This window comes from Cohnella sp. CFH 77786 (genome assembly GCF_019400745.1).
In the GTDB taxonomy this organism is placed as follows: domain Bacteria; phylum Bacillota; class Bacilli; order Paenibacillales; family Paenibacillaceae; genus Cohnella.
The window spans coordinates 51,516-74,396 of sequence record NZ_WJIB01000003.1 but is presented as its reverse complement, the minus strand read 5'-3'; the positions used below and the strand labels follow the sequence as shown (position 1 = coordinate 74,396).

Annotated in this window: 23 protein-coding genes; 6 read left to right on the top strand and 17 right to left on the bottom strand. The window is 56.3% G+C overall.

Features of this window, described 5'->3' with window-relative positions; translation table 11 throughout:
* Positions 1-29: 29 nt before the first annotated feature.
* The 9 genes from GE107_RS05565 to GE107_RS05525 all read right to left on the bottom strand — a co-directional run bounded on the left by GE107_RS05565 (position 30) and on the right by GE107_RS05525 (position 10,317).
* A complete protein-coding gene (locus GE107_RS05565) occupies positions 30-1,136 on the bottom strand; it encodes an ABC transporter substrate-binding protein (protein WP_255570246.1) in 1,107 nt (368 codons plus the stop codon).
* 133 nt (positions 1,137-1,269) lie between these two features.
* On the bottom strand, positions 1,270-2,127 hold the full coding sequence (locus GE107_RS05560) for an ABC transporter permease (RefSeq protein WP_219638669.1): 858 nt from the start codon (positions 2,125-2,127) through the stop codon (positions 1,270-1,272).
* On the bottom strand, positions 2,124-2,933 hold the full coding sequence (locus tag GE107_RS05555) for an ABC transporter permease (RefSeq protein ID WP_219638665.1): 810 nt from the start codon (positions 2,931-2,933) through the stop codon (positions 2,124-2,126). Before GE107_RS05555 ends, GE107_RS05560 begins: the two co-directional genes overlap by 4 nt.
* 3 nt (positions 2,934-2,936) lie before the next feature.
* Positions 2,937-3,719, bottom strand: coding sequence for an ABC transporter ATP-binding protein (locus GE107_RS05550; protein WP_219638663.1), 783 nt, complete (start codon positions 3,717-3,719; stop codon positions 2,937-2,939).
* 202 nt (positions 3,720-3,921) lie between these two features.
* Positions 3,922-5,016 carry a carbohydrate ABC transporter permease gene (locus tag GE107_RS05545; RefSeq protein WP_219638661.1) on the bottom strand — a complete coding sequence of 365 codons (1,095 nt, stop codon included), beginning with the start codon at positions 5,014-5,016 and terminating at the stop codon, positions 3,922-3,924.
* 1 nt (position 5,017) lies between these two features.
* Complete coding sequence (locus GE107_RS05540) at positions 5,018-6,103, bottom strand: carbohydrate ABC transporter permease (RefSeq protein WP_219638965.1); 1,086 nt, start codon at positions 6,101-6,103, stop codon at positions 5,018-5,020.
* A gap of 125 nt (positions 6,104-6,228) precedes the next feature.
* Positions 6,229-7,626 (bottom strand): ABC transporter substrate-binding protein, encoded by a 1,398-nt coding sequence (locus GE107_RS05535; protein ID WP_219638659.1) that lies wholly within the window; start codon positions 7,624-7,626, stop codon positions 6,229-6,231.
* 290 nt (positions 7,627-7,916) lie between these two features.
* A complete protein-coding gene (locus GE107_RS05530; protein ID WP_219638657.1) occupies positions 7,917-8,921 on the bottom strand; it encodes a LacI family DNA-binding transcriptional regulator in 1,005 nt (334 codons plus the stop codon).
* Between the two features lie 97 nt (positions 8,922-9,018).
* Positions 9,019-10,317, bottom strand: coding sequence for a PQQ-dependent sugar dehydrogenase (locus GE107_RS05525; RefSeq protein ID WP_219638654.1), 1,299 nt, complete (start codon positions 10,315-10,317; stop codon positions 9,019-9,021).
* A gap of 503 nt (positions 10,318-10,820) precedes the next feature.
* Between GE107_RS05525 and GE107_RS05520 the strand changes: the two genes are divergently transcribed.
* Genes GE107_RS05520 through GE107_RS05505 form a run of 4 tightly spaced genes read left to right on the top strand, consistent with a single transcriptional unit; the run spans position 10,821 to position 13,513 of the window.
* A complete protein-coding gene (locus GE107_RS05520) occupies positions 10,821-11,522 on the top strand; it encodes a glycosyltransferase family 2 protein (RefSeq protein ID WP_255570244.1) in 702 nt (233 codons plus the stop codon).
* A 49-nt stretch (positions 11,523-11,571) separates the two neighbouring features.
* Complete coding sequence (locus GE107_RS05515) at positions 11,572-11,928, top strand: DUF2304 domain-containing protein (protein ID WP_370636269.1); 357 nt, start codon at positions 11,572-11,574, stop codon at positions 11,926-11,928.
* 3 nt (positions 11,929-11,931) lie between these two features.
* Positions 11,932-12,276 carry an EamA family transporter gene (locus tag GE107_RS05510; RefSeq protein WP_219638651.1) on the top strand — a complete coding sequence of 115 codons (345 nt, stop codon included), beginning with the start codon at positions 11,932-11,934 and terminating at the stop codon, positions 12,274-12,276.
* 25 nt (positions 12,277-12,301) lie between these two features.
* Complete coding sequence (locus GE107_RS05505) at positions 12,302-13,513, top strand: glycosyltransferase family 39 protein (RefSeq protein ID WP_219638649.1); 1,212 nt, start codon at positions 12,302-12,304, stop codon at positions 13,511-13,513.
* 122 nt (positions 13,514-13,635) lie between these two features.
* Here the strand turns inward: GE107_RS05505 and GE107_RS05500 are convergent, their stop codons facing one another.
* Positions 13,636-13,929 (bottom strand): hypothetical protein, encoded by a 294-nt coding sequence (locus GE107_RS05500; protein WP_219638647.1) that lies wholly within the window; start codon positions 13,927-13,929, stop codon positions 13,636-13,638.
* Between the two features lie 143 nt (positions 13,930-14,072).
* Here GE107_RS05500 and GE107_RS05495 point away from each other — a divergent pair, with 143 nt between their 5' ends.
* Positions 14,073-15,266, top strand: a complete 1,194-nt coding sequence (locus GE107_RS05495) for an acyltransferase (protein WP_255570243.1) — start codon at positions 14,073-14,075, stop codon at positions 15,264-15,266.
* A gap of 86 nt (positions 15,267-15,352) precedes the next feature.
* Here GE107_RS05495 and GE107_RS05490 read toward each other — a convergent pair whose 3' ends face one another.
* Both GE107_RS05490 and GE107_RS05485 read right to left on the bottom strand, forming a co-directional pair.
* Positions 15,353-16,039, bottom strand: coding sequence for a class I adenylate-forming enzyme family protein (locus tag GE107_RS05490; protein ID WP_219638645.1), 687 nt, complete (start codon positions 16,037-16,039; stop codon positions 15,353-15,355).
* A 123-nt stretch (positions 16,040-16,162) separates the two neighbouring features.
* Positions 16,163-16,489, bottom strand: a complete 327-nt coding sequence (locus GE107_RS05485) for a hypothetical protein (RefSeq protein ID WP_219638644.1) — start codon at positions 16,487-16,489, stop codon at positions 16,163-16,165.
* A gap of 207 nt (positions 16,490-16,696) precedes the next feature.
* Between GE107_RS05485 and GE107_RS05480 the strand changes: the two genes are divergently transcribed.
* A complete protein-coding gene (locus GE107_RS05480; protein WP_219638642.1) occupies positions 16,697-17,158 on the top strand; it encodes an MEKHLA domain-containing protein in 462 nt (153 codons plus the stop codon).
* Positions 17,159-17,309: 151 nt separating this feature from the next.
* Here GE107_RS05480 and GE107_RS05475 read toward each other — a convergent pair whose 3' ends face one another.
* The 5 genes from GE107_RS05475 to GE107_RS05455 all read right to left on the bottom strand — a co-directional run bounded on the left by GE107_RS05475 (position 17,310) and on the right by GE107_RS05455 (position 22,721).
* A complete protein-coding gene (locus GE107_RS05475; protein ID WP_219638640.1) occupies positions 17,310-18,887 on the bottom strand; it encodes a YcdB/YcdC domain-containing protein in 1,578 nt (525 codons plus the stop codon).
* Between the two features lie 261 nt (positions 18,888-19,148).
* On the bottom strand, positions 19,149-19,613 hold the full coding sequence (locus tag GE107_RS05470; protein WP_219638638.1) for a GNAT family N-acetyltransferase: 465 nt from the start codon (positions 19,611-19,613) through the stop codon (positions 19,149-19,151).
* A 61-nt stretch (positions 19,614-19,674) separates the two neighbouring features.
* A complete protein-coding gene (locus GE107_RS05465) occupies positions 19,675-19,905 on the bottom strand; it encodes a DUF6199 family natural product biosynthesis protein (protein WP_219638636.1) in 231 nt (76 codons plus the stop codon).
* A 225-nt stretch (positions 19,906-20,130) separates the two neighbouring features.
* On the bottom strand, positions 20,131-21,351 hold the full coding sequence (locus GE107_RS05460) for an MDR family MFS transporter (RefSeq protein ID WP_219638634.1): 1,221 nt from the start codon (positions 21,349-21,351) through the stop codon (positions 20,131-20,133).
* Between the two features lie 146 nt (positions 21,352-21,497).
* Positions 21,498-22,721: an MFS transporter gene (locus GE107_RS05455; protein WP_219638632.1), complete on the bottom strand. Its 1,224-nt coding sequence runs from the start codon at positions 22,719-22,721 to the stop codon at positions 21,498-21,500.
* Positions 22,722-22,881 lie beyond the last annotated feature (160 nt).

The window sequence follows — 22,881 nt, the reverse complement described above, 5'->3', positions numbered from 1 at the left end:
CCCAAGCCGTCCGCACGCCGCCGATTCGCTTACTTCATGGCCATTTCCACGATTTCATTCGTATAGGCCGCCTTCAAATCGGCTTCCTTCTTGATGACGCCGAATTTGAAGGCGATATCGGCCGTCTGCTTGAAGAGCGCGTCGTCGATGTAGCCGATCTTCGCGGCGTCGAACCCTTCCGGCAGGACGAGCTTCGCGACTTCATCCATCATGGTGAGCTGGTGCTCCTTGGTCGTACTGCCGGCTTCCGCCTGCTTCATGACGATGTCGACGGCCGATTCCTTGTTGTCGATGGCGTCCTTCCAGCCTTTCAGCGAAGCCTTCACGAACTTGGCAGCCGTCTCCTTGTTGGCGGCGAGCCAGTCCTTATTTGCGAACAGATTGTCTTCGAGCATCGCCACGCCTTCGGCGTTCATGTCGATGACGTTCAGGTCGGAAGCCGCGACCCCCGATTCCAGCGCCACGTGGTACTCGTTGTAAATCATCGCCGAAGCGGCGTCCAGCTCTCCGCCGAGGAACTGGTCCATCGTAAAGCCTTGCTTCGTGAACCGGAGGTCCTTATTGGGGTCGAGTTTGTACTTGTCGAAGAGCGCGAGAATTTCGAACTCGTTGCCGCCCATCCAGTTGCCGACCTTCTTGCCCTTCAGATCGGCCGGACCGCGGATGCCCGCCGTTTTCTTCGAGATGAGCACGAGGCCGCTCTTCTGATAGACCTGGGCGATCTCCACGAGCGGAAGCCCTTGCTCCTGATGTGCCAGAAGACTCGCCACCCAGTCGACCCCGATGTCCGCCGCCCCGTTCGCCACCTGCTGCTCCGGCACGATGTCCGGGCCTCCGGGAAGAATCTCGACGTCGAGCCCTTCGTCTTTGTAGTAGCCTTTTTCCAGGGCGACGTAGTACCCCGCAAACTGCGCTTGCGGGACCCACTTGAGCTGCAGTCTGACCTTGACCGGTTCCGCGGCGGATGCCGGCGGAGTCGCGCTTGCGCTTTCCGAGGCGGCGGCGCCGCTTGCAGCCGGAGCGGACGACGACGCCGGCGCTTCCGTTTTTTTCCCGCATGCGTACAACATCGCCAAAACCAGCACCAGGGCCATCGACAAAACGGTCTTGCGATACATCCGGTTTCTCTTCTCCATCCATTCTCTCTCCCTCTTCGTTCTGAATGAACTTGCGCACAGCGGGCGGATCATGCTGAAGGATATGGGATCGGTCCGGCGGAATGCCCGTCCGGGCTTCGCGCCGTACCGGCTGTGATACCGGCTTTGCGGGTCAGCGTCTTCGGGAAGGATGCCAGCGGATGAACGTTCGCTCCAGCGCCTCCATCACTCCGTACAGCAGGATGCCGGACGCCGCCGCGACGACGATGCAGGCCCAGCCCAGCGGCATTTTGGCCACTTTGATGGAGCCCGACAGCAAGTAGCCGAGACCGCGCGAGGAGAAGAAGAACTCGCCCACGATCGCCCCGATCATGCCCGAAGTCGCGTTGATTTTCAGCGCCGTAAAGACGTAAGGCAGGCTGTTTACCATACGCAGCTTGAAGAAAATGTCCCGTTTCGTCGCTGCGCAGGCGTGCATGAGATCCAGCGCCAGCGGGTCGACCGAAGTCATTCCCTTGTGCGCGTTGATCGCCATCGCGGCCGTCGTGCCCGCGGCGACAATGGCGATCCTGGCACCGATGCCGTCCCCGAACCACAGGTTCATAATGGGCGCCAAAGCAACGATCGGCACGGCGTTCAGGGACGCGACCATCAAGAGTCCGCCCGCTCCCCAGCGCGGCCGCGCGGCCGCCCCCCATGCCGCGAGGAAGCCGGCGGCCGAACCCGCCAGCATGCCGAGCACGGCTTCGGCCAGCGTGTAGCGGGCGTAATCGAACAGAATCCCCCCGTTCTCGGACATCGCTTGGAGAATCGCGGATGGAAGCGGAAGCTGGTAGGTTTTCAAGCGGAAAAGCGAGTGGAACCATTCGGCCTGCCAGGCCAGCAGGAACACCGCTCCCGCGAGCAGCGGCAACAAGGTCCGGGCCCAAGCGCGCAGCGCCGCAGTCGGCGTGCGCCCCCGCATCGCGCGAACCCCGCCTTCGGACACCTTGTCGGTTTCGGACGGGACGACCAGAGAATCGCCGTTCATCCGCGCTCACCTCCCCGCCCGCGGAATTCCGGCTGCCACGGCACCGCCAGCCTTTCCGCGGCGCCGATCAACCAGGAGACGGCAATGCCCAGCAGCGCTCCTGTCATCACGGTTAACCAGAACAGGTAGGCGTGGGACGGTCCGTAATACAAGTTGCGCAGCATAAGCACGCCGATCCCGTGCCGTGCGCCCATCAGTTCGACCAGAATGGCGCCGGTCACCGCGAGCGGAGCGGCCACCTTGAGCCCCGCGAACAGACTCGGCAGCGAAGCCGGCAACCGCAGCTTCCAGTACACCTCCCAAGGCTTGGCCGCGCAGGCCCGCATGAGTTCAAGGGCGGAAGGCGGGACGCTGCGCAAGCCCCGAAGCAGGCCCAGCGATACGGGGAAGAACGTGATATAGCCCGATATGAGAATCCGGGAAACCTGCTCGTCGCGCACGATCCCGTAGATGATCGGCGCCAGCCCCAGGATCGGAATCATTTGGGAGGCGACCGCGTAGGGAAAGGCGAGGTTCTCGACCGTGCGGGAAACGCTCATCAGAACGGCGAGCAGCGCGCCCGCGGCTGTCCCCATCAGAAAGCCGAGTCCGGCATTGCCCAGGGTCGCCGCTCCTTCTTTCAGCAGCACAGCGCCGTAACCGCCCAAAGACCGGACCATTTCGTGGAGATACGGCAACTTGGATTGGGCGAGCGGCACCCGGGCCCATTCGAGCAGAAACCAGGAGACCGCCTCCCACAGGATCATGAGCCCCAGCACCCACGCCGCCGCGGGAAACAAGCGACCTTGCCGCAGCATGCTTTTCATCCGCTACACCCCTTCGAAGCTGTCGCGAATTCGGGAAATCAGACGGTAGAATTCCGGATCGGTCCGCATTTCCCTGGCGCGCGGCCGGGGCAGCGGAATGTCGACGACGGCGGACAGCCTCCCCGGATGGGGAGAAAGCACGAAGACCCTATCGGACAGGAAAACCGCTTCGGGAATGCTGTGCGTGACGAACACGACGGTGTTCTTCACCTTGCTCCAAATCGACAGCAACTCTTCGTTCAGCCGTTCGCGCGAAAATTCGTCCAAAGCCGAGAACGGTTCGTCCATGAGCAGGATTTCCGGTTCCATCGCGAGCGCGCGGGCGATCGCCGCCCGCTGCTGCATGCCGCCGCTGAGCTGCCACGGATACTTGTCGCCGAAGCCCCGCAAACCGACCAGCTCCAGCAGTTCCTCCGCCCGGCGGTCGCGTTCCGCTTTGTTGACCCCGAACATCTCCAGGGGAAGCACGACGTTCTGCTTCACCTTGCGCCAGTCGTAGAGGACGGGATTCTGGAACACGATTCCGTATTTCCGGGAGAGGCGGGCTTCTTTCGCGGTTTTCCCGGCGACGCGCACCGTGCCGCCCGTCGGATCGAGCAAATCGGCCATCAGCCGGAGAAGCGTCGTCTTCCCGCAGCCGGAAGGTCCGAGCAAGGAAACGAATTCTCCTCGGGCAATGCTCAAGCTCACCTGCTGCAGGGCGACGACCTCCGCGGAATCCGTCCGATACCGCATGCCGACCTGATCCAACTCGATTTCCGGAACCACGCTATCCACGATTGCCATTCCGGCACCCCCATTTGCGTCAGATTCTTGTTAGCAAATAAACAACTGACGTTACATTTACTATCATGATATAGGTCATCTTCGAGGCCGACATTAGACACGGAGTAAAACGAACGCGCAAAAAAACGGACACATTGACTATGCGTCCGTTTTCATTCTGCTTGTTCGATTATTAGATTTGTTCGTTTCCCTTACGCAAACCTTACCCCTTGACCGAGCCGCCCAGCAATCCGCGTACGAAGTAGCGCTGCAGGCTGAAGAATACGGCGAGCGGCATGAGCATCGACACGAATGCCGCCGCGGTGAGCAGATGCCAGGCATCTCCGCGGGAACCGACCATGTTGGCGATCCTCATCGACAGCACCTGGACGTCTTCCTGTCCGCCCAGGAAGATGAGGGAAACGAGATAGTCGTTCCACACCCACAGGAACTGGAAGATGCTGATCGAAGCGATCGAAGGCACGGCGAGCGGCAGAATCAGCCGGGTGAAGATCGTGAAGTTCGTCGCGCCGTCCATGTAGGCCGATTCGAACAGATCCTTCGGCAGCTGGCTGATATAGGAATACATGAAATACGTCGCGAGCGGAAGCCCGAACCCGGCATGCGCGATCCAGATGCCGAGGAAATTGCCGTTAAGCCCGAGAGCCGAGAAATCCTTGGACACCGGAATGAGCGCTACCTGCAGCGGAACGACGAGCAGCATGATGACGAGGACGAACAGCGTTTTGCGCAGCGGGAATTTCAGCCAAGCGAACGCGTACGCCGCGAAGCTCGCGATCAGGATCGGGATGACGGTGGCCGGAATCGACACGACGAGCGTATTCAGGAACGCGCGCGACAGGTTGCTGCCCTTCTCCGTCCGTTCGCTGCCGTCGGGCTGCTTGAGTACATACGTCTTCCCGGTCAGAACGCCCTCGTAGTTGTCCAGCGTAAAGCGGGTGTTCATCGTCCAGCCCGGCTTCTGCACGTTGATGAGGCGGGCGCGGCGGTTCTCCCAGATCAGCGTGGAGCCGTCCGGCGCCTTGACGCCCGCGCGCAGCTCGGCGTCCGTGTACGTTTTCCCGTTCACTTCGATAGGCTGCCTCAAATCCGTATCCTTCGGCAGCTGGATCTGGTCTTTCGTGATATTCTCCCGGTGGGGAGCGACCGTCCACCATCCGGTCTTGAGAATGTCGCTGGCCGGCCGGAAGGAGGAAACGAGCAATCCCACCGTCGGAACGAGCCAGATGAGGCAGATGATGGCCAGTATCGTGTTGACGAGCTTCTTGGAGCCCGTGCGGCGCGAATTCCTTCTCATCTCAGATCTCCCCCTGTTTCCGGATCTGGCGCAGGTTGAACACGATCACCGGAATGACGGCGATCAGGAGGACGATGGCAAGCGTCGAACCGTATCCGAAATTCTGGTACATGAAGAACTGCCGGTAGAACTGCGTCGCCACGACTTCGGTGTCGTACTGCCCGCCGGTCATCACCATGACGACGTCGAAAATTTTCAGCGTGAACACGATGATCGTCGTCGTGACGGACAACAGGGTGGTCGAGATGTACGGAATGATGATGCGGAAGAAAACGCGGATCTCCCCGGCGCCGTCCATCCGCGCGGCTTCCAGGATATCCTCCGGAACGCCCTTCAAGGCGGCCGACAGGATGACCATCGCGAAACCGGTTTGCATCCACACCAGGATCACGATCAAGAACAGGTTGTTCCAGGGCTGCATCATGCTGGTCCACGCCTGCGGCTCCCCGCCGAACCACACGACGATGGCGTTCAGCAAGCCGATTTGCTCTTCGCCGGGCTGGTAGTAATAGATGAACTTCCAGATGACGCCGGCGGCGACGAAGGAAATCGCCATCGGCATGAAGATGATCGTTTTGGCGAGGCGCTCGAAGCTGCTGCGGTCCGCCAGGACCGCAATCAACAAACCGAGGATGATGCAGGCCGTCGCTCCGAAAACGACCCACAGCAGGTTGTTGCGCAGCGCCGTGAGCAGAAGCCGGTTCGTGAAAACGGCCGCGTAGTTCGCGAATCCGACGAATTTGCTGGAGCTGGCGTCCTGGAAGCTCATGACGAGCGTCCGCACGGTCGGAATGAGCAGAAGCCAGCCCAGAAGCCCGATCGCGGGGCCGATGAACAGGAACGGCTGGATCCTCCGCTTCCACTTGTCCGGGTAGAGCTCGATCACCAGGTTGAATGACCAGTAAATCGAATATACGCCTGCCACTCCCCACAGAATGGCCAGAATCGCGTAAAGGACCGGATGCAGGCTGCTGGAGCGCAAAAGGAAGAAAATAGCGGTATGCCCGGCGATGTTGAGCAGCGGTACAAGAACCGACCAGAATGCGATTATGGGCACACTTCGCTTTGCAGCGGCAGCGGATGACATCATGGATCTTCCTTTCTCCAAGTATGAACAGCTTCCGCCGTTCTCTGAATCATGGATGGAAAACGGAGGGCAGCGCGCATCGGATGCCCGGGGATGCCCTCCGTTTACTGGGGATTAGCGGTGCCTTACTTCTTCCAGCCGGCTTGGATTTCTTCCATCGCTTTGTTCAAGTCGACCGTACCGCTGACGTAGTCGGTCATGCCTTTCCAGAACGTGCCCGCCCCTACCGCGCCCGGCATCAGGTCGGAGCCGTCGAAACGGATCGCAGGAGCGTTCTTCACGAATTCCGCCATGCGGCGCTCGACATCCGAGGAATACCAGGACGGATCGGCGTCGTTCATCGGGGCGATGACGCCGCCGGATTGGATCCAGGTCTTAAGGGATTCGCCGGTCGTGAAGAATTCCATGACGGCGCGCACTTCCGGACGGTCGTTAAACATCGCGTAGATGTCGCCGGCGACGAGAGCCGGGGTGCCGTATTGCGGGTCGATCGAAGGGAACGGGAACCAGTCGTAGTCCACGCCGGCTTTCAGCCCTTCAGGGAAGAAGCTGGTGATGAAGCTCGCTTGGCGGTGCAGCCAGGCTTTCGGCGGATTGTCGAACAGCACCTTCGGCGCGTCGCCGAACGCCGTCGTCACGATGGATTTGCGTCCGCCGTACACGGCTCCGTCCTTGAACCAGATGTCGGACATTTTCTGAACCGCGTTCTTGACGATCGGATCGGTGAACGGAAGCTCGCCTTTGACCCACTTGTCATAGTTCTCCGGGGACGTCGTGCGCAGCATGATGTCCTCGACCCAGTCGGTGGCCGGCCAGCCGGTGGCGGCGCCGGATTCGATGCCGATCGCCCAAGCCGGATCTCCGTCTTTCGCGATCTGATCGGTCAGCGCCAGCAGCTCATCCCACGTTTTTGGAATTTTGTAGCCGGCGGCATCGAATTCTTTCTTGTTGTACCAGACCAGGCTCTTCACGCTGCTGCGCGCCCAGACGCCGGCCATGATTTTGCCGTTCGCGCCGTCCATCGTGGCCATGTCGAGCCAGCTCTTGTTGTATTTCTTCTCCAGCGTCGCTTTGTCGAGGAACGTGGAGACGTCGATGACCTTGCCCGTTTTGGCGATGTTGGCCAGCAGGCCCGGCTGCGGGAAGTCCGCGATGTCCGGCGCGTTGTTGCCATTGACGCGGACGGAGATCGTCGCTTCGAATTCCTTGGAGCCTTCGTACGCGATGTCGATGCCGGTTTTGGTTTCGAAGTCTTTGATCGCTTCTTCGAATTTCACTTGGTCTACGTCTACGAATGGACCGAACATCGTGACTTTGGTGCCCTTGAACTTGCCGGCCAGCGCGTCGGCCAGCGGGCTGCCGCTTGCGGCGCTTGCGCTCGGCGAAGCGGACGCGGAACTCGCGGGCGCGCTCGGGCTTGCGCCCTTGGAAGATTCCGCGTTCTCCTTCTTGCCGCCGCATGCGGCAAGCAGCATGGAGAGCGCCATTACGAATACCAAGGTCAACGTAAATCTCTTTTTCATCGCCAATCCACTCAGCCCCTCTTTAGGAAATGGTTGATTTCTCAAGTACGGATGAAACCCCTGTGCATGTATACGCTTACGGAATGGGTTTGCGCCCCCACCTCCTTGCTTAATCTAATCCGACAAGTAAAACGGCTACGCCGTCCTTTTCGGACGGATAGACGTTTTATCGGAGGTGATTCAGAATAGTATGCCGGATTTTATACCATCTGAATCACGAACCGAGCCAAAAGCCGTGAAAACGGGCGAACGGTCTGAAAAGCTTTTCAACGTTTCGTAAAACATACCCTTTAGATTCGACGGGTAGAAGCCCGGACGATAATTTCATGCGGCAGCTGCTCCCGCAGGACCGGATCGTTCAATCCGTTGATTTGGGCGTGCAGCTTCTCGACCGCCCGATACCCGATCTGGTACATGGGCTGCGCCACCGTCGTCAGCCGGGGAATCGTCATGCTCGACATCCGGATGTTATCGAACCCGATGACGGATAAATCGTCCGGGACGCGAATGCCCCTCTCGCTCAAGTAGCACATCAGCCCGATGGCGAGTTCGTCCGACGCGGTGAACACGGCCGACACGTTCGGGCACTTCGCGACCAGCGACTCGGCCGCCAGGATCGGATCGTAGCTCCAACCGTCCACGAAAACGACGTTGTCCTTGCACGATTCGAGCCCGTGTTCCCGCAAGGCCCGCACGAAACCCTGGTAACGCGTTTGCCCCGCGATGCTGTCCGTCAACTCGAAGCCGATGAACGCAATCCGGCGATGACCGAGGTCGATCAACGTTTTCGCGGCGTCGTATGCGGCTTGCTCGTCGTTGATCTTCACGGAAGGGAGCTCGAATTCCATCGAGTGGGTCGACACGAGAACGACGGGCAGCCGCAGCCGTTTAACTTCGCTGTAGTAATCCGGGTACATGGAGTCGCTCGTGTAGAGCAGGCCGTCGACTTGCTTCTCGTAGAAATTGTTCAGGTAAGAGAACAACCGGTTATGGGAACGGTCCGTGTTGCAGATGATAAGACTGTACCCGTTCCGCTTGGATGCGTCCTCCATTCCCCGGATGACTTCTGCATAGTAAGGATTGCGGATGTCCGGAATGACGGCCCCGATCGTATGGGTTTTCTTGGAGATCAACCCCCTTGCCAGCGCGTTCGGCTTGTACTGAAGCTCCTCGATGGCGTTCAGGACACGGTTCTTCTTGCTCTCCACTACGGTTTCCGGCGCATTCATGACGCGTGAAACCGTGCTGATGGATACGTTCGCCAATTTGGCGACATCTCGTATGGTCGGTTTCATGCGGTAGTCCAACTCTTTTCTTGAAAAGCTTTTCAAAAAGGATGTAACCTCATGTTATCGCTTTCATATTGTCCTGTCAACAGGAAAATCGGGAAGGCTATCCCTTCCCGATTCTGAAAATGCCGCCGTCCTGCGCCACGACGTAGATTTCCCCCGCTTCGTCGGTTCCGAACGAGGTGATTTGCTTGCCGGTTTGCAGCAGCGTTTCATGCAAGACGCCTCCGCCTTCCTTCAACCTAAGCGCCCACACCGTTCCGAAGGCATAATCGGAGAACAGATACCAGCCGGTCAGTCCCGGGACAAGCCGGCCCCGGTAAACATAGCCGCCCGTAACGGAGACTCCGGCGTCGTGGTCGTACACGTAAACGGGCGGCTGTAATCCCTCGGAAGCGCATCCCTTGGCCGGTTTGTAGCATTCGTTGCCTTCGCGGATGTTCCATCCATAGTTGCCGCCCTTCTCGATGAGGTTGATTTCCTCCCACTCGTTCTGCCCGACGTCCGCCGCCCACAGCCGCCCGGTTTCCGAATCGAAGCTGAACCGCCAAGGGTTGCGGAGTCCGTATGCGTAGATTTCCGGCGCGCCGTCCCCTCCCGCAAAAGGATTGTCGGCGGGAATCGCGTAAGCGCGGCTGCCGTCCTGGCGGCTGACGTCGATCCGGAGGATTTTGCCGAGCAGCGATTTCCTGTTCTGGCCGTTCCCGCGCGGATCGCCCGCGCCGCCGCCGTCGCCCGTCGCGATATACAGCATGCCGTCCGGCCCGAAGGCGAGCTGGCCTCCATTATGGTTGGAGTAAGGCTGCTCGAACGTCAGGATCACTTGCTCGCTCGACGGAATGAGCCGATCGGGCGCGGAAGGATCGGCGGAGAATCTGGAAATGACCGTATGCGTTTCGGTGGTGTAGTTGACGTAGGCGTCCGCGGGATGAGCCGGATCGAAGGCAAGGCCGAGCAGCCCCTGCTCGTTGCCGTCATCCTGCACGCGGTCCGTGATATCGAGCACTTCGGCGGGTTTCGCTTCCGGGTCGGCCAAATCAAGCAGCCGGATCTTGCCCGCCTGCTCCACGACGTACAGCTTGTCCGGCTCCCCGGAACGCCTCTCCAGGCCCACCGGACGGTCGTAAGTGCCCTGCGGCGCGATTTCCTCCAGCCGGACCGGACCCGGCTTGCCGGCGGCTGGAGCCGTGGAGGGGGATTCGCCCGCGGAGCCGGACGGCGACGCGGATCCCGGCAAGGATGCCGACCCGGAGGAGGTTGCTTGGGAGGACGGTCCAGAAGCCGCCGGACGGCTTGGAGCTATGGCAGACTCGGAAGATTCCCCGGCCGGAGTTGACGTACAAGCAGACGTTAACGCGATGAGAAGCACGGCTGCCGTTAGAAGTTTCGAATGGATTTTCATATTTCTCCCCTTCGTCACGAACGATTGCTCACGACACATACATGACACTTCCGCATAACTTTCGCTTTGGAACGCTTCTCGTCCCGTGACGCTCTCCTTCCTTTTGCTTCCATTATCTCATAATCCGGAACGTTTGTCGGCCTCCGAAGAGCCGTTCGACGGCCGCAGCCATACGTTTGCCGCGTGTGGTGATTATCATGATATCCGAATGTTCGTGCCGCTTCTTGCGAATTTCGCACCTATGCCCTTGAGTGCAAATGTCGCAAGCTGTCGGGGATGAGTCTGCCAGCCGCGCAAATTCTCAAAAATTGTTTGAAAAAAATAATCTCAGAGCACAACTTCCCGGTTTCGAAATCGTCTATACATCGCAGGTAAATCCAGGAGGATGGTCTCACGGCCACTTAGAAGGCTTTACTTTTATACAATCCGTTTACAAGATTCTACGTAAAATTTAACTTTCCAAGGTCATGATGGAGAGTAGACGTTTAGAAAGGTCGGTTTCCATGAATCAGAGCACCATGAAGGTATGCATCGTCATCCCCGCCTTCAACGAAGAGAAGAGCATCTATCCCGTCATCCGGGACATCCTGCAGCTCCATCCGGACTTCTCCGTTCTCGTCGTCAACGACGGCTCGTCCGACCGGACTGCCCAAGCCGCCAAATCGGCCGGCGCGCACGTCATCACGCTGCCCCAGAACCTCGGGATCGGCGGGGCGGTGCAGACCGGCTATCGTTACGCGGCTGCGAAGGGCTTCGACGTCGCCATCCAGGTCGATGCCGACGGACAGCATAAACCCGGGGAGCTGAACAAAATCCTGGAGCCGATCCGGCAAGGCGCTGCGGATATGGTCATCGGCTCCCGTTTCGTGGACAAGACCGGCTACCGCTCGACCATCGGCCGCCGGACGGGCATCCGGCTTCTCTCCGCCCTTATCACGCTGATTACGCGTCAACCGCTCAAGGACGTGACTTCGGGCTTCCGGGCGGCCAATCGCCGCATCATCGACTTGTTCGCGGAAGACTATTCTTCCGATTATCCGGAAGTCGATTCGCTCGTCATGGTCAAGAAGAGAAACTTCCGAATTCTCGAAGTGCCGGTGGAGATGGAGCAGCGCCAAGCGGGCCGATCCTCGATCACCGCCTTGAAATCGGCGTATTACATGATCAAAGTATCCCTGTCCATCATGGTCAAGAGCTTCCGTTAGAGGAGAGAGTTTGACTCCGTCAAACTCCCTATTAGAGAGGGGAATTCGCGTGGAGAGAGTGCAAGCGTTGTCCATGGCCCTGAGCCTGGGCCTTCTCTTTGCCGTGCTGCACTTAATGAGAAAACGTTACCTAAGGGAGCAATATTCGCTGCTGTGGCTGCTGTTCTGCCTGGTGCTCTTCGTGTTCTCCCTCAACACCCGCCTGCTGGAAGGCACGGCCGCGCTGCTCGGCGTTAAATACGCCCCCGCTCTGCTGTTCCTCGTCGGCATCATGGTCTGCCTCATGCTGATCCTGCATTTGACGGTGGTCGTGTCCCGGCTGACCGAACGCGTGATCCGGCTCACCCAGGAGATGGGCATGGCCAAGCACCAGCTGGAACAACTCGAGCAAGGCGAGGCCCGGTGAGCGATGGTCTATGCGGCTCTCCTCTTCAATGTCGTCCTGCTCGTCGCCGGTCAAATCGTTTGGAAAATCGGATTGGAAAAAAGCGGCGGATTTCAACTTGAAAACGCGCTGCACGTGCTTTTATCGCCCTTGATTCTGCTGGGCATCCTGATCTACGGCTTGGCAACCGTGGTCTGGCTGTACGTGCTCTCCCGCCTGCCGCTCAGCTTCGCCTACCCGCTTCAAAGCTTCGCATACGTGCTCGCGCTGCTGGTTGCCTTTGCCATGTTCAAGGAAAGCATTCCTCCGACCCGCTGGATCGGCGCCTTCATCATCATGGCGGGCATCGCGGTCGTCAGCTGGAAATAACCGACTGCCGAAAGGAGGAATCCGCATGTCGAAAAAATGGATTTGGGGCGCGTTTGCCGCGATTGTCGTTCTGGCCGTCTATTTGCGCGTCGACTTCCTAAGATCCGTGAACCATCTCATCCCGCACGACACCTTCTATTACGACCAGATGGTGCGCCAATGGCTCGACACCGGAGTGTACGCCTACAAATCGAAAACCTCGAATGCGCTGGTGACGCCCGGTTATCCGCTGATCATGACCGCCGTCTACGAGCTGGTCGATTATACGAAGCGCGATCCCTTTCCGTATTTGCGCTACCTGAACGTGCTGCTTAGCTTGGGCAACCTCACGCTGCTGTTCTTGATGGCCCGCCGGTGGACGAACGACGCCGTTGCTCTGCTCACCGCGTTGCTGACGGCGATCTATCCTTCGTTCGTGTGGACGAACGGCGCCGTTCTGACCGAGGTTCCCGCCGCCTTCATGCTGACCGCCTACCTGTACGCGCAGCTGATCGCTTTCGAAACCCGCAAGCCGATTCATGCGGGACTGGCCGGCGCCCTTCTTGGACTTACGGCCCTCATCCGGCCGGAGTTCATGCCGCTTTGCGTACCGCTGTACGCGGTCTATTGGTTCCAGACCCGAGACCGCTCCTTCTGGAAACCGCTGCTGGCCTCCCTAGCGGGACTGGCAATCGTCATGTCGCCCTGGTGGGTCCGCAACCTGGTCGTGATGGACCGGCTGATCCTGACCGCCACGCAGACGAATCCGTTCTACGCAGGCACGTTCCCCTACTTGAATTGGAACGACGGCCTCGTCGATCAGAAGGGCAAAACCGAGAAGGAAGTCGCCTACGAGAGGCTGAAAGTCGGCTTTACGCAGCATACGGGACTGTTCCTCCGATGGTTCACGATCGGCAAGCTGGAATACACGTATGGGAAAATCTTCATGGGCGCGGGGCACAAGCCGATGTATCGCATCATCCCTAACCCCAACGCGTTCCATGCCACGATCGTCCTGACGGGTCTGCTTGGCATGCTCTTGTCCCTGAGGCGTTGGAGACATCCGCTCGTGCTGCTGGGGACGGTCATCGTGGTCATGTCCGCCGTCCGGCTGCTGTTCATTCCGGATTACCGGTACAATTTCACGGTGATGCCCTTGATCATCCTGTTCTGCTCCTATGCCGCCTATAGGGTTTGCCGGCCGCTGACCGCCCGGTTGTTCCGGTCCAGGCCAGCTCCAAGAGGACAGGTTCAATAGGGGGGAGGAAGGGGCGGGCGAATCCGCGATTCCGCCTCTCTGATTCTCTACGAGAGCATCGCTATTATGGTCACGATCGCGTTTATCTCGATGATTTCCTTGAAGGCCGGCTTGTCCGCACGCTACCCCTTCAACCTGTCCGCGACGCGTTTAAGCGTGTCTAGAGGATCCGGTTCCGAGTCCTGCGCCAGCTCCGTGTTCTGCAATGCAAGACCGACCTGGGTACAAACCCGTTTCCACACGGCCTCCGTTTCGCCGATTCCGTCCCGCCGCCCCTTCATCCTCAGCGCGATGTCCGCCAGCACCGCTTCCAGAGCCGCTTGGTCGAACTCGATTTCCTCCATCGGCTCGCCTTCCGACATCATCCGGACGGTAAACCGCCCGTTATAACTGATTTCGTATATCGTCTTTTCCATTTTCGGAGAACTCCCCTTTCCGCAAGCGTTTACTCTCGTCATCTCCTTTGAGCCGGGGGCTTGTTTACACAAAAGCCCCTCCCTATTAATTCTCCCCTAATGCGGCAATTCCATAATGGTTAAATGACATGGTTGCAAGGGGAATGAAAATGTCGATGTACCCGATCACGAAAAACGAGCCTATTCCGGAATTGCAGATCGTACGCGCGATGGCGATCCTTTGCGTTCTTTCCGTTCACGCGAGCGCATCCGCCACGATCTCCATGACACAGTCGAGCTACTATCCCCTTTATAATTTCGTGAACATCTTCATGAAAATCGGAACGCCCACGTTTATTCTGCTGAGCAGCTTCGTGCTGTTTTACGGCTACTATTCCCGCCCCTTCGATCTGAAGCGGATCGGGGGCTTTTACAAGAGAAGGCTGCTGTATATCGTGGTCCCCTACATCGTTTTCTCGGCGCTCTACTTCCTGCTGGTGCAGCGTATTAATCACGCTCCGATACTTTCTCATGCCGCGCTGCTTAGCTTTGCGAAGCAATTGATCACCGGGAAAGCTTTTGCCCATCTTTATTTCGTATTGATCAGCATACAATTCTACTTGTTGTTTCCCGCTCTTCTTGCCATGACGCAAAAATGGAAAGCATCCGTCCGCTGGCTCATTCCGCTCGGTTTCCTGGTCCAATGGGGCTTCGTACTCGTGAACAAGTACGTTTGGCAGGCTCCCAACAAGGGAAGCTGGTCGCTTTCTTATTTTTCGATGTTTACGGTGGGAGCGGCTTTAGGCATTTATTATCCGAAAATGAAGCAATGGTTCGAGCTTAGAAAAGGGAGTAACGGCGGATATCGAATCGCCGCGTCGCTTCTCCTATGGTCGACATGGCTCGGACTTTCCGTCGCGCACGTGATGCTTTATTACAACGCGCGGTCGTTCGGAACGAGGTACGATTCGCTTTGGTACGAGTTTTTGTGGAACTTCCAATCCGTTCTCGCATCGCTCGTGTTGATTCAAGCCGCTTTCCTCCTGTCCCGTTTATTGCCTTCTTTCGCATCGAAGACGCTATACCCGCTGGGACAGTACTCCTTCGGCATATATTTGATCCATTTGTTCTTTTTAACCCTCTACGATCGTTATATACCGTATTCCGGAGTTTCGTGGCTGGCTCATTTCCGCTATTTGGGAAGCTGGATCCTCATGTTGGGCGCTTCCTGGCTTACGGTTGCCTTCGCGGCCAAGTTCGTTCCCAGCGCATGGATCTTCTTCGGCAAGCTGCCCGGACGTGCAGCCGAAAGGCGTCGATTGAATTCGAACGCGAGCCCGTTATCCGACACCGCCTAATTCGTTTATCCCGGTTCGCTTTCGCGAGTGCGTTGAGCAAAGGGCTGCCACAAGGCAGTCCTTTTATCACTTAGCTAGTGTCTCCGTTAGCCCTTCGCCGATAAGGATAGTTGCTTGCGCAGCGATTTTTTGTCTACCTTATCCACTGCCGTTCGAGGCAGAGTATCTAGAATAAACAGTTGAGTCGGCCATTTGTACCGCGCGAGGCTAGGTTCACAAAATGCCCGTAATTGTGCCAGTTCCAAACGGCCGCCGTTCCTCAGTACGACGCAAGCAACGAGCTCCTCGCCTTCGCCGGGAAGTGGAAGTCCGATAACAGCCGCATCACTAACCCGTTCATGAGCCGCGATCACCTGCTCCACTTCCGCGCAGAACACGTTGGAACCGCCTACGATAACCATATCCTTCAAGCGGTCTAATACATATAGATAGCCGTCATGATCCAGATATCCTACGTCGCCCGTTCGAATCCATCCCTCGCACATTGTTTCTCTTGAAGCCTCCGGCTGGCGCCAATACCCTATCATCGTCTGAGCACCGCGAACAACGATTTCGCCGGGCTCGTTGACTCCTGCCTCCTGACCGTCCCCGAGCAAAATCCGAACCTGAAAGGCCTGTTCCCCGTGGGCGGCTAGATCGGCTGGACGTCCTACTGAGCGAAGACGAATAGGATCCTCCAGATGATGAATGGGAAACGATCGACTGATCGACATTCCGCATTCCGCTTGCGAGTAGTTGTTGACAATCAGCGCTCCCGGTTCGGATAGAAGCATTTCGTCACCCCTTAATCTGATGTGAAAACTAGGATTAAAGAGAGAATACCACTTCATCGTTTAACGTTTCCATATCTAAAACGGCTGATTTGACCCATTGTCCATTGCGCAGTATTCCTCAAACTACTCTGGATTGGTTTGCTCATCATTTTCCTCATTTGGCCATGAGTTAATGATCGCCGCAATTCCAACATTTACAGCCTGCTCGAAACATTCAAGATATTCTGCTTTATCAACATCATTCTCATACCAGTCGCGATTTGCGATATCCTGTTCTTCTATGTTAATCACGTTCCAGCCTTGATTATTGATGTACTTCCTTGCTTCCTTCAAAGCAACATCAACATCATCGCCTTTTACCCAACAGTTAACAAACGCACCCGCTAATTCGTTACGTTCAGGATTATCTGGATTCGGTATAGCCTCGAACATAAAATAATAAATTGGCATGATGTGTGCCCCCCGTTGGTTTATGAGTTTAGCATTTACAAATTTGCGGGATTTTTATTAACGAGTGGTGAAATCATGCAAAAAACGGCCGATGCCGGCTCTTGATTCATCGCGCGAAATCCTCTTGTTTTGCTTCTATTTTGCTGAGAAAATATATGGAAGCCGTTTAGCAGCGGGATAAAATCTGCATTCAGAGGGTTGAGAGTCGTGACATACACCGGCGTTGGAGCAACGGTTAAGCATGCCCGCATCATTCTCGATAGCTACAAAAAATGGACCGGGAAAAATCTGTTGGACGGCGTTGACGGTTTCTGCGACGAATTCGATCGGCTGTTTCATGCCCCGTTCGCGGTGTTGTCCCACGGGACGGAGGCTGATCCGGTTTTGAATTTCGGCAACCAAACGGTGCTGAAGCTATGGGAAATGGACTGGGAGACGTTTACCCGCACGCCTTCCAGGATGACCGCAGAACCCATGTTGCGCGAAGAGCGCGACCGATTATTGAAGGAGGTAAGCGAAAAAGGATTCGTCGAACCCTTCACGGGAATCCGGATATCCAGCACCGGTCGGCGATTTTACATCGTGAATGCAACGGTGTGGAATCTCGTTGACGAGTTTGGCGCGTTTTGCGGCCAAGCCGCCGCTTTCCGGGAGCACCGTTACGTATAGCAATGGAACGGCAACCCTCCGGGTCCCTCCAATTCCCATAAACACATATTGGAAGTGTTGATTGAATCGGTACACGGCGCAAAAGAAAGGGCGCCGTAAACGCCGGCGCCTGTTCAGACTGTCGAGAAAACCCGCAACAGTCATGATATCTCTATCCTTTCACCGGATCTCCGTCCATGTTCAGCCAAGCGCCCGACCCGGCATCCAGCACAGGTTCAAATCCGTAACGACCGTTATTGAATCGGGGAACGGATGGTTTCAGCATGAGCGTATAAAACAGTTCCAGACTGCCCGCACTTGTCCTCTGGTAAGTCAAGACAACGTCATACAGGGAAAGAAGCTTCTTCGCCGCTTCATCCTCGCTGATTTTTACCGTAGCCTTAGCTGGATAGCTCCTCTGAGACAAGCTTGACTCGACGGCTTGAATCGTCCCGTTTCCAGCGGAAATCACGATCTGCACGGTTTCATCGGCCACGGCGATTCCGTCCGCCACCCTGTTGTAGCTCAAGATATAGATGGAGCAGGGCTTCGTACCGCCAGTACTGTTTTTGCGGAAATCCGTTTCCTTCAATTTATCGGCATAGGCAGGCATCGCCGTTTTGATGAAGGCTTCGGAAATCTGCCTCGCTTTGTTCTCGCCGATCTCCGCCTTTCCCGTCGACTTCGGGTCATAATCGTAACAGTTGCCGTTTCTGCCAAGGGACTCGACCTGCCCCGTGTTCAGGTTATAGATGACATCCATGACGAGAGTGTATTTCGGATCCTTCGTTGCAACCGAGAAACGGTAAAATCCGGGAGACGGATTGCTTACCTTGTGGGGGCCGGCGATCCCGAGCAGCCTCCTCGCCTTTTCCCTCATCTGTTTGTCCGTCAGCTTGGCATTCGTGATCAACGGCGCCAGAGGCTTGGAGACAATCGGTTTCCATTTGCCGCTGCCCGGGTAAGGGTTGAAGTTCCATTCGGGCGGCGGGTTGCCGTCCTTAGCGGAAAGGGTATGTAGATACTGACCGTATACAAGTTTAGGCTTCTCAAGATTCAAATAATACAGGACCGGCCGGCTGTTGTTGCGAAAGATTTGTTCCGCCTTGGATTGTGTCACGATGCCTATCGGATCGGCAAATGGTCCCGCCGACCAATTCATAGCGTACGAAAAAATCGTCCCGTCCGGATTCACGTAAACGATAAAACCGTCACCGGGGAACCGGATTCCGTTCACGAACCGCACAAAACTCACCCTGAACTTCGACCGATCGTCCGGCACATTGCCGGAATCCGAATCCGGGTACGGGTTCAGCCGCCAGTCGGCGTCCAGCCCCCAATCCAGTCCGCGGATGAACGTGCCGGCAATTTCCGCCGCCTTCGCGGCATCCATTTTGGAGTCGCCGGCGGGCTGTTGCCCATATTCCCGATCAAGCACCTTATCCGACACGCTGAGTTGGCGAGGAGCACCGTCGGAAGAGCGAAGCCGAACCGAGTATGACCCAGCCGGAAAGTCCTCGCTGTCCGGGTACGACCGTTGCAACGTGAAGTCCCATACCGTGTCGCCTTTGGCATCTTTACTTTGAGCGGAATAGGTCAGGACAGCATCGTCAGGAACGAACGGAAACTCCAACGCCCGTTTAAGCGCCTCCTCCTTGCTCCGAATCCCCGGATCCGAGGCCGAAACAGGTGCAACCCCGAAAACCATCATCAGCACGAGCAGCCATTTCAGTCCGATCGTTATCTTCAAACCCATTCCCTCCCGCAGTAACACTTCCGCATGTGAGTGCAACTTTTTAGACGGCAGCCATCGGAAATAGTTGCACAATATCACCGGTTTTTTTAGGAAAAGCTGTACGGAATGAAGATTCTCCGGGAGAGAACCATAACGAAGTGAAAAAGCCATTCCATCCCGTGTTCGGTGCACCAAGCAAGAGGGATCGGCAGACTGTGAGGCAACCGGCGATCCCCTTGAGTTATCGTACCCGTTAGCTGAACGTATATTGGTTCGTTATGACACAATGGATAATTCCATAAATATTTCAGCAATATCATTATCATTGTATTTTGGTATCTCATAAAAGCCAAAACTTCGAAACACTGATATCGCTTTATAAGATTGTTTCTCAGTGTCCAACCTCAGCTTTTTTAATCCAGCTTGTCTTGCAAATTCTATTATTCGGCTCATCATGCTTTTGCCGTAACCCTTATCTTGATGTTCAGGTAAGACGAAGAACCTCTTTATTTCACCAATTCTGTTTTCAGAATCAATACCCTTTAAACCAATAGTCCCAATAACGCTCTGTTCTTCCTTCAATAACCAAAATCCGCCTCCAGTCCCAAAATATATAAGTTCAATACTTCTAATATCTGAATGCGACCCTTCAGGATCAAAGACATATCCTCTGGAAACATACATCGTTTTCATAAACTCTTCCAATTGATCCTGGTCTGAACGAATGTATCTCTGAAGCAATAAGCATTCCCCTCTCTCGTGAATAGAACTTCTTTACTCTCGTCTCCGTTAGAATAATCGGTTAATGCAAATATGGTTGGATTAACAATAAAAGTCCAATGATTGCACAAATTGCAGTTCCGATTCGAGAAAATACAAAATAAGCAGTTGAAGGTTCTCTTATTGCCTTCCAACCTTGCGTTATTCTCCAAAAAGTTTTTGGCTTGATAGTGGCGAACAATGCAGCTCCAGTCCAAAGTACAAGGAATACTGAAAATAATGTGGAAATTACTTTGACTTCAGGCGGCACCATATTATCCCCCTCCTTAATTCACAGAATAATCCTGTTATCTCTTAAGTTCAATCTCTAGAATGACTCCGCTCTCCTGCCCGTTCCTTCAATAAACCAAAAGAGAGGCTGGCTGAAGCAAGCTCCTCCACTTTCGTGTCCGTTAGTCAAATCTCTTTCTTGGATTCGATGAAGTAGGCCCACGCTCGAAGCGCAAGGTTAGGTTTAACGAGAAATGATTGTCGGTTTTCACGCTTGCATGCTTGTGCCGCTGCTTCTTGCGGCAAACTCCCGCGTCCCCGCCCCGTAGAAGACGGAGGCCCCGAGTACTACGAGCGCCATCACCGTGAACATCACCGTGCCGTTATAAGCGCCGAGCAGATACCCGCCGACCCACGGCCCGATGAACTGGCCCAAATTGCCGAACGTCTGGGCGCCGAAATACGTTCCCCGCATGCCCTCCGGCGCAAGGCGGTCCAGCAGCACGCTTCCGGCCGGGTAGTTCAGGATTTCGCCAAGCGTGAATACGACCATCGCCACGGCCAGGCCGAACCAGTCCTTCGAAAACCCGAACCCCAGCAGCCCGGCGGCGAAGAGCACGTTGCCGACGTGGATCGCGAGCAGAGGCGACCGCTTCTCCGCCCAGCGGCTGATCGGGATTTGCAGCAGGATGACCGTCACGGCGTTCACCGAGATCAAGGCTGCGAACAGCCGAACGCCGCCCTCGAAGTTCGCTTCCACGACCTGCGACAGGGTGACGGTCATCTGGCAGTAGCCCACCCCGACGAAGATCGCGCCGAGCAGGAACATTTTGAGGCACGTATCCCGGCGCACCACTTGCCAGGCCGAAGACAGCGTGATTTTCTCCTTCGGCGGACCTTCGATTTGCTTGATGCCGAACGACAGCAGCAGGACGTAGAGGACGATGCCGTATAGCAAATAGATGAAGCCGGTTACCACAAAAGGAACCGCTCCCTCCCCCATTCCCAGCCAGGCCCCGAGCAACGGTCCCGCCGACACGCCGATGTTCGCCGCCAAATAGCGCATGGAGAACACTTTCATCCGCTTGTCCGGCGGCGTCAAATCCGCCATAAGCGCCTGTGATACCGGCTCGAACCACGAGCGGCACAAGCCGTTCAGCATGTTGAGCAGCAGGAACATCAACGGGAGCTTGGCCACCGCGAATCCGATAAAACAGCACGCCCATAGAAACAAGGCGGTAAGCATGATCACCCGCCGACCGACCCGGTCGGACAACGCGCCGCCGATGAAGCCGCCGAACGTGCCGGCCAACGCGCCCGCCCCGGCGACGACTCCGATCATGGCGTGGCTCATCGAGGTGTTATGCGCTAAATAGAGTGCGAGAAAAGGCATGCTCATCGAAGAGCCGATGCGGGATAGCCCATGTCCGAACACGAGCGTGAGCACGATCGGATGATAGGAACGGAAGAAGGTTTTGAACGAATTCATGGCGGCGGCTCCTGATTGATTCTAATTGTTTCACTGTGTAAAACCCTGTTTTACAAAAGAGATTACCTCCATTCTACTTTACGGAGTCTAGTTATACTAGCCATTTTGCGAAAAAAAGCGATAACCCTGCTGCTTAGACCCAAATGTCAGAGTCTCTTATGCTCTTCTCTCTGATTATTCACCGTTTCCAGCGCCCGGCTTTTTCTCGATCTGATCAGGCTGGCTCCATAAATTGCCAGAAGCGCAATCAATAGCACGGTCGAGCACCTGAACACCGCGATATAGCCCCACCCTTGCGCTATCGCTCCGAATACGATCGAACCGATAGCAATCCCGCCGTCCATGCCGACCAGAAACGTACTGTTCGCCGTGCCCCGGCGGTCTGGCGATGCGCGTTGGACTGTCCATGCAAGGATGAAAGGCTGTACCGCTCCGAACGACAAGCCGTACAGGCAAGCCGCGATAATAAACAAAGTTTGGCCGGAAGCCAGCGACAAGACGACCATCGCAAGGATGCCGATCACCATGCCGGGGAGAAGCACAGCGGCGTGCCCTCTTTTATCGAACGCTCTGCCGGCAACCGGGCGAACCAGTATCGCTGCCGCATTGGACAGCAAAAAAAAGATGCCGCCGTTATGGATACCCAACTCCATTCCGAACAAGCTGACGAAGGAAATGATCCCGCCATATCCAATTGTAAAGAGCAGGATAAGCATCGCGGGGAACAGAGACGATTTCTCGAAGAACCCGTTCGGAATGCCATGCTGATCCCGGGCCGGAGGTACAGCCCTCGATACCCGTTCGGTTGCGCCTCCTGACAAGAACAACAACAAGGAAATAAACGCAATCAAGCTAGCCGCTCCGAACAACACCGGCGGTCCATATTCTTCAATGAGCCACCCGCCGATGAAAGGGGCAACGGCCATGGCTGCCAAGCCAAACAGCATGAAGGTGCCGATTCCGGCCCCCTGCCGGCCCTCAGGAATGAGATCGGATACGATCGTTGCATATGCTGCCGTCATAATGCCCCAGCCGGCGCCTAGCAGCAGACTGACCGTTGCCATCCAACCCGTAGACGCTGAAAACGCGAACGCTCCGGCGGCCAACGCAAGAGAGAGCGAACCGACGATTACGAGCATTCGGCGGCGGTAGCGGTCGAGTGCATATCCGGTCAATGGCCGGATGAGCACGGCCGCAATGGTAATGAGACCGGTGATCCAACCAACCGCGGATTCACTGTTACCGTTGTCCGTCATATAGATCGGCAATGTCGGCAGCAGCATTTGAAATGCGGTAAAGAGAAACAAATTGCATATGCAAATACGGAAATAGGCTGTCGACCAGTATGTTTGGCTGGAGGTTTTCTTCATAACCGGCACCTTCCATTCTTATATTACCGTTCATTCACGGCTTGGTCCTTATCCGATCATTCGATGGCTATAGCCCCTGAATAGGGGCCTCATTTTCCGCCCTTTTCACCGACTCACCCGTAAACGGGTAAATCAGTTCTTATATCGTGGTTACGGACGT